12 protein-coding genes and 1 tRNA gene are annotated in these 12,668 nt (G+C 61.4%); 5 read left to right on the forward strand and 8 right to left on the reverse strand.

All coding sequences use genetic code 11. The features are described 5' to 3' along the window. Positions 1–133 precede the first annotated feature (133 nt). Entirely contained in the window at positions 134–1,744 is a 1,611-nt protein-coding gene (locus R3F07_12215) for a sigma-70 family RNA polymerase sigma factor (protein ID MEZ5277137.1), read from the reverse strand. 160 nt (positions 1,745–1,904) lie between these two features. Between R3F07_12215 and R3F07_12220 the strand changes: the two genes are divergently transcribed. Together R3F07_12220 and R3F07_12225 are read left to right on the forward strand one after the other, a co-directional pair. Then, entirely contained in the window at positions 1,905–2,960 is a 1,056-nt protein-coding gene (locus R3F07_12220) for a zinc-dependent alcohol dehydrogenase family protein (GenBank protein MEZ5277138.1), read from the forward strand. Positions 2,961–3,101: 141 nt separating this feature from the next. Further along, positions 3,102–3,177: transfer RNA gene (locus R3F07_12225), tRNA-Met, on the forward strand. A 648-nt stretch (positions 3,178–3,825) separates the two neighbouring features. Here R3F07_12225 and R3F07_12230 read toward each other — a convergent pair. After that, positions 3,826–4,257, reverse strand: a complete 432-nt coding sequence (locus R3F07_12230; protein MEZ5277139.1) for a hypothetical protein — start codon at positions 4,255–4,257, stop codon at positions 3,826–3,828. 740 nt (positions 4,258–4,997) lie between these two features. Between R3F07_12230 and R3F07_12235 the strand changes: the two genes are divergently transcribed. Further along, complete coding sequence (locus R3F07_12235; protein ID MEZ5277140.1) at positions 4,998–5,741, forward strand: SDR family oxidoreductase; 744 nt, start codon at positions 4,998–5,000, stop codon at positions 5,739–5,741. A 140-nt stretch (positions 5,742–5,881) separates the two neighbouring features. On the opposite strand, the gene R3F07_12240 is transcribed toward R3F07_12235, so the two are convergent. From R3F07_12240 to R3F07_12255, 4 genes are all read right to left on the reverse strand, one after another. Continuing rightward, entirely contained in the window at positions 5,882–6,271 is a 390-nt protein-coding gene (locus tag R3F07_12240; GenBank protein ID MEZ5277141.1) for a hypothetical protein, read from the reverse strand. A 49-nt stretch (positions 6,272–6,320) separates the two neighbouring features. Further along, a complete protein-coding gene (locus R3F07_12245) occupies positions 6,321–6,779 on the reverse strand; it encodes a thioredoxin family protein (GenBank protein MEZ5277142.1) in 459 nt (152 codons plus the stop codon). Between the two features lie 153 nt (positions 6,780–6,932). Continuing rightward, entirely contained in the window at positions 6,933–7,895 is a 963-nt protein-coding gene (locus tag R3F07_12250; protein MEZ5277143.1) for a mechanosensitive ion channel family protein, read from the reverse strand. A gap of 110 nt (positions 7,896–8,005) precedes the next feature. Continuing rightward, positions 8,006–8,848, reverse strand: a complete 843-nt coding sequence (locus R3F07_12255) for an endonuclease/exonuclease/phosphatase family protein (protein ID MEZ5277144.1) — start codon at positions 8,846–8,848, stop codon at positions 8,006–8,008. Between the two features lie 137 nt (positions 8,849–8,985). Between R3F07_12255 and R3F07_12260 the strand changes: the two genes are divergently transcribed. Both R3F07_12260 and R3F07_12265 read left to right on the forward strand, forming a co-directional pair. Beyond that, positions 8,986–9,906, forward strand: a complete 921-nt coding sequence (locus tag R3F07_12260) for a carbohydrate kinase family protein (GenBank protein MEZ5277145.1) — start codon at positions 8,986–8,988, stop codon at positions 9,904–9,906. A 96-nt stretch (positions 9,907–10,002) separates the two neighbouring features. Then, complete coding sequence (locus R3F07_12265) at positions 10,003–11,265, forward strand: glycosyltransferase (GenBank protein ID MEZ5277146.1); 1,263 nt, start codon at positions 10,003–10,005, stop codon at positions 11,263–11,265. 93 nt (positions 11,266–11,358) lie between these two features. Here R3F07_12265 and aroQ read toward each other — a convergent pair whose 3' ends face one another. Together aroQ and R3F07_12275 are read right to left on the reverse strand one after the other, a co-directional pair. Next, entirely contained in the window at positions 11,359–11,793 is a 435-nt protein-coding gene (aroQ, locus tag R3F07_12270) for a type II 3-dehydroquinate dehydratase (protein MEZ5277147.1), read from the reverse strand. 101 nt (positions 11,794–11,894) lie between these two features. Continuing rightward, complete coding sequence (locus R3F07_12275; protein ID MEZ5277148.1) at positions 11,895–12,650, reverse strand: Nif3-like dinuclear metal center hexameric protein; 756 nt, start codon at positions 12,648–12,650, stop codon at positions 11,895–11,897. Positions 12,651–12,668 lie beyond the last annotated feature (18 nt).

Genomic DNA, 12,668 nt, shown 5'->3' on the forward strand with positions numbered 1-12,668 from the left:
GATGCCGGTCATCCGGAGGGCGAGACGGAGTCGGGATGGCCGCGCAATGCCCTATGAGGACACCTCCACGCTCTCGAGAGGATGACCGGCTGCGGGATTGGGAGAATCCGCTGCGGTCGCCCCGGACCGCTTCCTATTTTCTGCCCATGCGCCGACGCACTTCCCTGGCGTAGAAGCTGACCGGCACGATGACCGCCAGAGCGATGAAGATGAGCAGGATCATGTGATTTTGCTCCGCATTGGGATCGGCAAAGATCTGAAGAGCCTCCTCATTGTTGGCATGCTGTGCAAACGCGATCGGACCCTGTGCGGCGAGACGGGCAATGGCAATTCCTCCGCTTCTCGCCGTTTCCCATCCGACGGCCGAAAGCCAGGAAGCCGCGTGTACACCGAATGAGACACAGCCGACCGCAATGAGCCCGGTGACAAAGTTTCCCAATGCGATCGCTCCGATTCCAACGGAACCGACTGAAAGCAGTCCCACGGAAAACGCCCCGACGCTTATCGGCGCGACGGCAATCAGACCCCAGGCGAAAAGCAGACCATAAGCCCTGTCGCCACCCGCGATCCAGCCGACAATTGGACCCTCTCCCTCATCCGGCGAGGCGAAGCGGAAGTGCACCAGGGGGATGCCGAACAAGGTGGCCTTGCTCCGGTAGCTGCCGTGCCTGGAGCCAATTTGATCCCGCTCGTCACGAAACAGTTCAGGGTGGATACGTCGCTCGAACGTGCGGAGACGACGGGAATAGCGCATCATCCAGACCAGTCCGATCGGAAACGCGATCGTGAACGCTGCGCTCAACACCTGGGACACCATCGCGAGGGCAAGGCGATAGTCCCACCAGCGAATGGCCGCGACGTTAAGGCCATAGAGTAATCCCAAGAGCCCGGCGAAAAGGGCCAGAATCAGGACCACGGCAAGCACGACCGCGCGACGTTCTTTTGGCGTCCGCGATTGATCGAGTCCGATTCGCATGCCCATCACTGCTGAAACAAGCCCTGAGGCCGACGCGATAACCGTCGCCAACCAGGTTGTCTTGGCCAGGGTCGCGCCCTTGATGGCCACTGCCCCCATGCCGGCCGCCTTTGCCGTGGTCGGAATGGCCGAGGGCAGGGCGGCGAGGACTCCCATCGTAAAGACCTTTCCGGGTGTCGACCGGGCAAGTGCGCCCTCCACGAAGTTGAGGACCCGCTCCTGGAGGATCTTCCGGCCGCGCGAGAGCCGCTGTTTGACCGCATCCTCAGTCAGGTCAAAGGAGGCGGCCACGTGCTCGACCGAGCAATGCTCGCGATAGTAGAGCACCAACGGCTCGCGGTAGAGCTCGGGCACGCGCTCAAGTTCCGCCCAGAGAATTGCCTGCTCCTCTTTTCTCATGGTTTGATTGGTGGCGGATTCGTCCATATTCATTGCCTCCTCGACGTCTTCCAGTGGCTCTGCCAGATGCGACGGTTCACGGGCGTCGCGGCGTCGCATTCGACTCACCTTGTGCCGCAGAATGCCGCAGAGCCATGCACGCAGCCGCTCCGGGTCGCGTAACGAGCGAAGCGAGGTCCATGCCGTCACAAACGCCTCCTGGGCCAGGTCCTCGCTTTCACTCATCCGACCGGTCGCAGAATACGCCAGCGAGCAGAGCAGGCGCTGGTAGCGTTCGACGATGACGCGAAAAGCTTCGCGATCACCGCCGAGGCTCAGGGCCACAAGCTCGGTGTCGTCCATGGTGGCTGTCGGGGGTAAAGAATCCATCGGGAGAGTCTCCATTTACCGTTCTAGTGCCACATTGGCCAGAAAAGGTGACAAAGTTTTTCCGGCCGCATCGGTCGGCGCGGCATCCGATCCGCGGAAACCTCGGACCGCGAAGGGCAGCCTTGTGTGGCTGCACCCCATTGCTGTACTGATCCTGGGAATGATCGCCGCAATCTACAGGGAATTCGGTGGGCCGCTCGCGATTGAACAAGTGCCCGATCCGACGCCGCCTCGCCGGGGTGTTGTGATCCGGGTCGAAGCCAGCGGTTTGTGTCGGAGCGACTGGCACGGATGGATGGGGCATGATCCGGACATCCGTCTCCCTCATGTTCCCGGCCACGAATTGGCCGGTGTGGTCGAGGCGGTCGGTCCCGAGGTCGTGAAGTGGAAACCGGGAAGTCGGGTGACGCTGCCCTTCGTGTGCGGATGCGGTTCCTGTCCGCAGTGCGCCTCGGGAAATCACCAGGTCTGTGATTTCCAGTTCCAGCCCGGTTTCACCCATTGGGGATCGTTTGCGGAGTTTGTGGCCATCGACTATGCGGACATCAATCTGGTTGCCCTGCCGGATTCGCTGGGTTTCGTGACTGCCGCGAGTCTGGGGTGTCGCTTTGCCACCTCCTTCAGAGCGGTGGTCGACCAGGGCAAGGCTGCCGCCGGACAATGGGTTGCGGTGTATGGATGCGGCGGGGTCGGGCTCTCCGCCATCATGATTGCGAAGGCGCTGGGCGGGCGGGTCGTCGCCGTCGACATTGACGACGGCAAGCTGGACTTCGCGGAGAAGATCGGCGCGGAAGCGCGGGTGAACGCCTCCAAAGTGAATTCGGTGGTCGAGTGTATTCGCGACATCACTGGTGGTGGAGCGCACCTGTCCATTGATGCATTGGGAAGCACTGCGACTTCCCTGAATTCCATCGGCTGCCTGAGGAAGCGGGGCAGGCACATCCAGGTGGGCTTGATGACAGGCGATGACAGCAGCCCGCGACTGCCGATGGGACCGGTCATTGCCAATGAACTGGAGATTCTCGGTTCCCACGGCATGCAGTCCCACCGGTATACGGAGTTACTCGCGATGATTGCCGACGGAAGGCTGAAGCCGGAGAAGCTCATCGGCCGAACCATCCGTCTCGAGGACGCCGTGACCGAACTTCCGGCCATGAAGAGCTTCAGCGGCACGGGTGTGACGGTCATCGACCGCTTCCGAGAGACTGGCTCATGAAGGTGCCGCGTGCGTGCCGCGTCGGTCCGGACCGTTCCAAAGACCGGAATTGCCTGTCCATCGATCCGAGTTGCAGCCTGATTCACCCTTGACTTGACGTCCCGGCTTGGGTGATTTGAACGTTTTCCTGTCCAAGGACATGCCAGAGTAGCTCAGTCGGTAGAGCAGAGGACTCATAAGCCTTTGGTCGGCGGTTCAAGTCCGCCCTCTGGCACCACTTTCAGTGCTGTCCTGCCGGGCGGACTCAAACCGCCGACGTGTCGTCGGTGTCAGGCTTCTCGCCAAAGGGCTCGTGAACAAGTCCGCCCTCTGGCACCACTTTCAGTGCTGTCCTGCCGGGCGGACTCAAACCGCCGACGTGTCGTCGGTGTCAGGCTTCTCGCCAAAGGGCTCGTGAACAAGTCCGCCCTCTGGCACCACTTTCAGTGCTGTCCTGCCGGGCGGACTCAAACCGCCGACGTGTCGTCGGTGTCAGGCTTCTCGCCAAAGGGCTCAGAACAAGTCCGCCCTCTGGCACCACTTTCAGTGCTGTCCTGCCGGGCGGACTCAAACCGCCGACGTGTCGTCGGTGTCAGGCTTCTCGCCAAAGGGCTCGTGAACAAGTCCGCCCTCTGGCACCACTTTCAGTGCTGTCCTGCCGGGCAGACTTAAACCGCCGACGTGTCGTCGGTGTCGGCTTCGCCAAAGGGCTCGTGAACAAGTCCGCCCTCTGGCACCACTTTCAGTGCGGTCCTGCCGGGCGGATCTAAACCGCCGACGAGTCGGGGGTCAGGCTTCGCCAAAGGGCCTCGTGAACAAGCCCGCCCTCTGGCACCACTTGCAGTGCGGTCCTGCCGGGCGGACCCAGGGGGGAGGGACGGGCGGGTCAGTTCCCCGCAAAGTCCTGATCGGAGGTGCGCAACTGCTTCCAACCGGCGACTTCACCCATGACCATGATCAGTTCGAGTCTCTCAACGGTCTCGCTTGTCATCGGGGTCGTGATGGGTTCCTGAACGATACGGGCTTCGTTTGCGATTGAATCGAACACTACGGTTTCCCTCATGCTGACCTGGGTCGTACCGGCCAGATGCGAGGTCCGGATGTAGATCCAGGTCTCCGATTCTATGCCGGGGTTCCCGTTGTTCACGATGATCTCGTCGGGTTTGCCGAGAAGGTCGTAGACCCTGTCGGCGGTCATGCCTCTCGTGATCCTGACAGGCTGTGCTGCCGAAGCCTGCCGGGTTCCGTTTGTGCTGCAGGCGGCAAGCAAGGCCGCCAGGCAGGCGAGCAGCGATGCGGCAACGATTCGGGCAATCATGATCAATGGTGAACCAGCGGTCACTTTAGGTGATTGGTGCGGGTCGGTCAAATCTGGACAAAGCGCAATTCCGATGAACCTCCAGATACGGCCGGGCGGCAGTCAACTGCGACTCAGCATCATGATCGTTTTTGAAACGGGTGGATTACCAACTGACGCGAATCGGCCTATTCGTGCCGGCCGCATACCCTGTGGACCTTCCGGAGGCCAGTGGCATGGGCAACAGGCTCGAATTCGACTACGTGGTTGTTCCCGACCAGCACGGACACCCCGAAAGTCCATCAGTCACAATCGCAGCCGTCCGTTTCCGAAGCTTGAGTGACACTCCTTGTCGGGATCTGTTTGTCATGACTTTGCCGTGACAGGCCGGCGCGACCGTTCGGCCCCCGGCAGGCATTCCAGATTACCGCGATGAGTGTATCCGGAATCACCGTTAAGTTGCACCAGCGGAGACTCGGAGACGGACTGGCGCAGAGAAGCACGGGGCAAGACCATACCCCTACAGGCATGTTGCTGGATGTGACGGAGGACGGCGGATGGGACAACTCGCAACGCGTCACCTCGTTGTTGACCCCAAGCAGAGCGTTTTCCCCAGGTTCCCGGCGCTTCTTTGCCCTGTTTCACTCTCCGTTTTCTGCCTATCGACTTCCATGGCGTGCGCCGACTTGCTTTATTCGGGTGATTCGAGTCTTTTGGGGTCCTGGAGCTAATCCATTAAATTCTCAACCCAGCCCCTCAAAATGATCTCCCTCCAAGACAAATGGTCTCTTGTCACCGGTGCGAGCCGTGGTGTCGGCGCACACATCAGCGAAGGACTCGCGCGGCTGGGCTCCAATGTCGTGCTTCACAGCCGCGATTTGGCCCATACGAAAGCCCTCGCGACCAAGATTGAAAGCCTCGGCGTCAAGGTCGTCGCTGTTTCCGGCGAGCTGTCCGACCAGGCGCAGGTCGACGCCATGCTGGACGCGGCCCTGCAGCAGGCGGGGCAGATTGATATCCTCTACAACAACGCGGCGGTCATGACCCCTTATCGGGTAGACCCGTGGAGCATTCCGGCCGAGGACTTTCGAACAAGTTTTGAGGTCAACGTGATCAGCCTGATCCGGATCTGCCATCGGCTTGTGCCGCCCATGCTCACCCGCAAATGGGGCCGCGTGGTCAATGTGACGTCCGGCATTGCGGATCAGCCCAGCCTGACCGCCTATGCGATCTCAAAAGCAGCCGTGGACAAATTCGTCCGCGATTTCGCCGACGATCTGAAAGGAACGGGTGTGCAGATGAGTCTACTGGATCCCGGCTGGCTGCGCACCGAGCTGGGCGGGCCCAATGCGCCCAATGACCCATCCACGGTGCTTCCGGGCGCCCTGGTCCCGGCTCTGGTTGATGATGGTGAAAGCGGCCGCTTCTTCGCGGCCCAGGACTATGCGGGGATGAGCCTGGATGAGGCGCTGAAGAAAGCCGGAACGCTGTCTCGGAAGCGCTGAAGTGCAGCGCCTGGACGGATTGAGACGGCCTCAATTCATAGCCACGCGACCCGACCCCTCCATCTTTGGGGAGCAACTCTCGCGTCAGCAGGAAAGACCCGCACCATCGGCCTTGTGACGGTGCGGGCCGTATTCAGATCTTACTTGCCTGCAGGGGTTGTCAGCTCGAGCGGCGCGTAGCCTTCGGCGGTCACGACGACTTTGTCCTGTGCCGCGAGGTCATCGATCGTCCAGCTGCCGCCGGCGGCGATCTCATGGTCGGCAAGGACTTTGGTCTGCGGGCGGTTGTGCGATTGAACGCTGAAGGTGATAGTGGCCGTGACGGTCAATGCGTGATCGGCGGTGCTCGTCAGCGTCAGGGCGTAGGGACCGCTGTTTTCACCCGGGGTACCGGCTCCGAAGGAGGCAGTCAAAGGAAGGGCGGGAGCATCATCTCCGGCCGTGGCTGATGGCAACGCCAGGCTGACGGCGAAGACCGTGCTGAGAAGAATCGCGGTGAGGCGACTGCGAAGCAGACGTGATGTGGTCATAGGCGTCCCTTCTGACGCATCCTCGGCGCTCAGGCAAGAAGGAATAGGGTCAGGAGGCCGGGGCAGTCAGCGCCTGAAGGAATTCGGCCGGATCCGTGGTCACGGGCAGATGGCGGGCAATCTCACCGTCGGCGTGGAGAAGAAGGAGGGTGGGAAAGCGATCCACCCCGTAGCGATCCATGAAAGCCCTGCCTTCCGGTGACTCGTATTCGATGCGGGAAAAGACGTAGTCTTCTGTGATGGCCGTCTTGACTGCCGGATCGACAAAGATCGTCTTGTCGAGAGCCCGGCAGGTCGGGCACCAGATGGCGGACATGTCGGCGAGGACGAGCTTGTTATCCGTGGTCGCCCGGGCGAGGGCCTCTTCCAGGGGAAGTGAAGTAAGTCCGGTCGCGGCCAGCGCTTTTTCGCCAAGACGGGTCTGGACTTCGACCATGATGAAGTAGGCGCCGACAACGACGACGGCGAGTGCGGCCCAGCGATAGAGGGTGGATTTCTTGATGGCCATGGGATGGAACGGTCGTGGGGAGAAACGGACGGCAATCCGGATCTGAGCTGACAAGGCATCCCTTGTCAGCATCAAAGACTCGTGAGGCCCCGTGCCTCCCAAGCCGGGAGAGAACCGTGCGGACCAGGGTGTGAGCTCGAGCGGTCTCCTCGCTCAGGGAACGGGAGGATCGGGGACGATCGGACGGGGGGCGTAGATGGCTTCGGGACGGGTTCCCGGCTTGCCCTCCCGCTCGTTGGCATAGAAGCGTTGGGTGGGGTAGGCGAAATCAATGTCGTTGTGCCGGGCAAACGCTTCGAGGATGGCTTCCCACAATTCCTGCTCCGTTGTCCGCCGTTTGCGGGGATCGCAGAGGTAGCGGATCGTCAGCATGACCCCACAATCCTTCACGCTCGTGTAAACGGTGGGAGTCAGGTTCTTGTAGAAGATCATGAACTTCTTGGCGGCGGCCCGAAGTTGCTGCTGGGCGGTCTCGCTGATCGTGCCCCCGTGATGCTGGGCAAGCTTCATGAGGATTTCCTTCGCCTTCTTCCAGTCGCTTTCGAAGGTCACGAGAACGGCGACCTCATTCCAGATATAGTAAAAGCCCTGCGCGTAGTTGGCGAGGACATCGGTGAAGATCTTCCCATTGGGTATGTGGATGACCCGCCCGGTGCTCTGGTCGGCGTCGACCCAGTTGCCGATTTCCAGGAGGCTGAACATGAAAATCCGCTGGTCGATGACATCACCGCGGTGTTCGTTGATCTGGATACGGTCACCGACCGAAAACGGTTTTCGCCAGAGAATGAACGCCCATCCGGCGAGGTTGACCAGAGGAGATTGCAGGGCGATGGCGAGACCGGCCGAAAGGAGACCCAGGTAGGTCGAGAGGGCCTCGAAGCCGGCGAACCAGATTCGGCCGATGATGAGGAAGGCGAGCGACCACGTGACATAAGTGACGATCTTCCGGAGGCGGTACTGCGTCTTGACGTCGCGATTTCGCAGGAAAATCAGGAGGATCACCCATTTCAGTCCGCCAAAGACGAAAAGGGCCATTATCGAATAGAAGACTTTTGTTTCCAGTCCGTTCCCGGCAAAGACCTGTGTTCGCAAATACGTCCAGAAATCAGTGGCCATTCAACTGATCTATCGGGCTGTGACCGGACTTTCGAGCGCCAAGTTCGAAGTTGCGGTGTGCATTTGAATACCTCGGGAACGCACGCGCGCGTCTTTGACGCGTGGGTTGGCTAGGGCAGTCGAATGACCGCGGACACGGGCTCGTGATCGGTCAGGTAACGACCATCCGGGCGGGGACGATGGATCGTTGCCGAACGGACCCTGATTTCCGGCGAGACGAAAATGAAGTCGATCTTGTCCGGCTGTATCCGGTCGGAGAAAGCGTGGAACGTCCCGACGTCGACGGCATCGGGATGGACGAGCCGGAAGGTTTCGGTCAGGGCGCGTTGCAGCCTCAAGATTGCCGGATTCGACTCGCCGGCATTGAAGTCACCGGTCAGGACGACCGGCGAAGCGGAATCCTCACGCGAGGCCATCCGTTCCAGGATGAGGGCCGCCGACTTTTCGCGTGCTTCCTGAGACTCGTGATCCAGGTGGGTGTTGAACAGGTATAACGGATGGCTGCCGTCCGGAGAGGTGAACCGTGCCCAGGTGCAGACTCGGGTGTAGTGATTGCCCCAGGTGCGAGAGCCCGGAATTTCGGGAGTCGCGGAGAGCCAGAACGTATCGCCGGCGGTCGGACGGAGACGATCCTTCCGGTAGAGAATGGCCGAGAATTCGCCACGTGATTGTCCGTCTTCCCGGCCGACACCGACCGCGCCAAATTCCGGATTGTCCGCGAGCAGGTCCTGCAGCTGATGGTCAAGTGCTTCCTGCAGGCCGACGAGATCCGGCTTGAGGGCCTGGAGGAAGTCGCGGATGAGCGGGCGACGGGCTTCCCAAGTATGTGGCGCATCGGATGGAACGTCCACCCGCACATTGAGGGTGAGGACACAAAGGTCCGAACCGATGCGCTCGGGAACGTCCTGGGCACCCAGGGTGGCCGCAATCAAGGTGGGGAGCAGCATCTTCATGGTGGGTCGGGAGAATGGAAAGAACCGACTATCGTGTCGCGATGATTCCGGGCTCAACGCAATTCTTTCCCGCCAAACCGGAGCGACGAAGGTCATCCCGGACTTGCCGAAGCCTCCGAATCGATGTGTGATCCGGCATGCCTCCAAATCCGTCCGACTCTGCACCTGTCTATTGCTTCGGGCACGTCAGCACCGGTCAGATACTCCGGCTCAGGGGAAAGTACCCCGAGCCCAACGGATACGCGGAAGTGGTCGAGACGGCCGAGAACTATTGCGGTGAGGCGACGGGCACGGCGCTGGTGCTGCAGCGGCTGGGCATCCCGACTATCCTGGAGGGGAACTGGCTGGGCGACAACCCGGCCGGGGAACGGACACTGTCCTTCCTCAGGAACCGGGGAATCGATTGCTCGGGATTGGGCATCAAGGCCGGCTACGGAGGGGTGAATGAGGTCGTGATCACCGACCCGACTTCAAGGACGGTATTCGGGCGGTATGTCGATCTGCTGTCCACCACGCGTCAATGGGAGCCTCCGCGCGAGGAGTCCATCCAGCGTTCGAGATGCGTTTGCGTCGATCCCGGTTTTGGCGAAACCAGTCTGGAGGTCGCCCGGATGGCCCTGAAGCACGGGATCCCCCTGGTGACAAGCGATGCGGCTCCGGGCAGTCCCCTGACGGCCGGCGCCGCGATCATCGTGGTCTCCAAGGAAGGTCTGTCCTGGCACAAGCTGTCGGCTGATCCCCGGAAGGCTTTCGAAGCCTACCGGGCTGCCTGCCCGGGTCTGGTGGTCTTCACCCGCGGTTCGGAATCCACCTGGTGGGCGAGGGGCGCCGAATCGGGCGAAGTGGCCTCCTTCCCGATCGAAACCATGGACACGGCCGGGGCCGGCGACAGTTTCCGAGGCGGAATGATCTACGGAATGCTGCAGGGCTGGACTGACGAACGGACGGTACGATTTGCGGTCGGGGTCGCGGCGTTGGTTTGTCAGTCCTTTCCAGGCGTGCTTGGTTCGCCGGAGCTCAGGACGGTTGAGGCATTTCTCGAGGCCCATCCAAGTTAGCTGAAGGAATCGGATGATTGTCGGATGGGGGGGAAAGGGCGGCTTTTTTTGGGTCTCGGACTCGACCCGCGCCAATCACGGCCGATGGTAGGGCAGATGCGGTTTATTCTGACGCCAGTGGGTTCAAGCGGGGATGTGAATCCTTTTGTGTCGGTCGGTCGTGGCCTTCAGGCCCGGGGACACGAGGTCATTCTCTTTGCGCCAGAGCCGTACGGCGACGTGGTCCGAGGAGCCGGGCTGGCCTTCGAATCCAGTATTTCGACGGACGAGTATGAGCGCACGGTGGCGGACTCCGGACTATGGGATCCGTGGAACGGCCTGAGTGTGATTCTGCGCACCGTGGCGTCGAACCTGGAGGCGAACTTTTCGAAGATTGAGTCGCTTTATCTGGAAGGAGAGACCGTCCTGGTGGGACATTCCCTATCCCTGGCCACTCGCCTGCTGGAAGAGGTCAAGGGATGCCCGGCGGCGACCATCCATCTTTCGCCGAACACCTTCCGTTCGGATTATCGCCAACCGGCTCTGGCGCCGGGTCGAGACTTCAGCGGGGCTCCCCGCTGGGTCAAACGGCTTTTCTGGAGGCTGGCCGATTCTCTGGTTGCGGATCCGCCGATCCGGAATTCGTTGAACAAGCTCCGACGGACCCTCGGGCTGCCGCCGGTCGATCGCATATTCAACGAGTGGTATCACTCGCCACAACGAATCATCGGTCTTTTCCCGAACTGGTTTGGAATGCCGCAACCGGACTGGCCAGTCCGTTTGCGGCAGACGGGTTTTGTCTTCAATGATGACTCGAATACACCGCCGCTTTCAGACGAGCTCGAGACTTTCCTGGCTGCCGGCGACCGCCCCCTGTTGATCACTCCGGGATCCGCCAATCGCCATGCAGCCCGCCTCCTGAAGGCCGGACTGGACGGCGCCCAGATGCTGGGTCGGCGGCTGATCATCCTGACCCCCTACAAGGATCAATTGCCCGAAGTGGAGACCTCGGGAGTTTTCCACGTCCCCCAGATACCCTTCTCGAAGATCTTCCCGCGCTGTGCGGCGATCATTCATCATGGTGGGATCGGAACCTGCGCCGCAGCTCTGGCCGCGGGTGTTCCGCAATTGATCGTTCCCTTCGGATTCGATCAACCGGACAACGCGACCCGCCTGGTTCGACTGGGTCTGGCCCGGTATCTCGATCTGGACCGCACCAGTCATATCCGGATTGCCGAGTACACGAAGGAGCTTTTGACCTCTCCCTCGGTCGAAGAGACCTGTCGCCACTACCGGGAGGTGCTCGAGTCGGAGAACGGTCTGGAGAAGACGCTCGATGTGCTCGAAGCGCTGATCCGACGCGGAGTGAGCACCGCCTGAGTTCGCGGCAGCCGGGCCCGAACCGCGGGCGGGGCCGCCAGCATTGAGGCGGGCCCCACCTGGTGCCGGCAACACGCCAGCGCATTCCTGGAGTCATTCCGAGGCGAGGAAATAGTCCAGAGCGGCCCGGTAACCGTGAAAGCCGAGTCCGGCGATCATGCCGACACAGGCGGGAGCCGTCAGGGAAAGGTGGCGAAAGGGTTCGCGCTTGTGGATGTTCGAAATGTGGACTTCGATGACGGGCAGACCGCTGCCCTGAATGGCATCGCGCAGCGCCACACTGGTGTGGGTGAGGCCGGCCGCGTTCAGGACGATGCCATTGAATCCACGATCTGCATACACGGCGATCCGGTCAATCAGCTCGCCTTCGTGGTTGGACTGGAAGAAATCGAGTTCGACCTTCCTGCCGGCGACGTGGCCGCGGAGCATCGATTCCAGGTCCCCGAGAGTGGCGGTGCCATAGACCTCCGGTTCGCGCTTTCCGAGACGGTCGAGGTTGGGGCCGTTGATGACCGCGATCTGCTTCATGGATCAGTTGAAAAGGCAAATGCGGGCCATTGACAACCTTCTTCGTGCGGCCCGCCCGGCGGTCGTGCCCTACCGAGGAATTCTCTGGGGGATTTGCCGGCTCACAACGGGCAGCCGGACTCGATGAACTCCCAGGTGATGCCGAAGTGCAGGGCCGCTTCTTCGGCCAGCGCGGCGACGCCGTAGGTCTCGGTAGCGTAGTGGCCGCAGCAATAGAGATTCCAACCGGCTTCCTGGGCCTGGTTGTAGTGGTGCTGTCGCAGCTCGCCCGTGATCAGGGTGGTGACCCCGGCGGAAGCCAGTTCGGCGAGTGCGCTGCCTCCGCCGCCCGTCACGATGGCCAGGCGATCCGGATTCTCGGGTCCGAACTCCATCCGGGAAATCCCCGGCGAAAAGAGGGTCTCAAGGCGTTCCCGCAACTCGTTCCGATCGTAGGGGCATTCGGCGATCACTCCGAGGTCCCTTCCCTCGAAGGGCATGAAGGTATCGACGGGTTTCAGACCGAGCCGAAAGGCGAGCAGGGCATTGTTGCCGATCTCGGGATGGGCATCCAGGGGCAGATGGCACCCGTAGAGAGCGCAGTCGGCATCGAGCAGGGTCTTGACCTTCCGGAAGTTGACGCCGGTCAGCGGGAGGGGCGGCGTCCAGAAAAGGCCATGGTGGACGATCAGGAAGTCGACCCGTTTCTCGACCGCCTTCTGAAACGGAACGAGGCCGGCGTCAACCGAAGCCCCGATACAGGAGACGCGCCCGGTATTGGCGACCTGGAGTCCGTTGAAGGCTCCGGGAAAATCGGGAAACCCGGGGGTTCCGGTCCGTTCATTACAGAAAGCCACGACTTCTTCGAGAGTGGTCATTGCCGGGGCAGACTGGCG

This window comes from Opitutaceae bacterium (assembly GCA_041395105.1).
In the GTDB taxonomy this organism is placed as follows: domain Bacteria; phylum Verrucomicrobiota; class Verrucomicrobiia; order Opitutales; family Opitutaceae; genus B12-G4.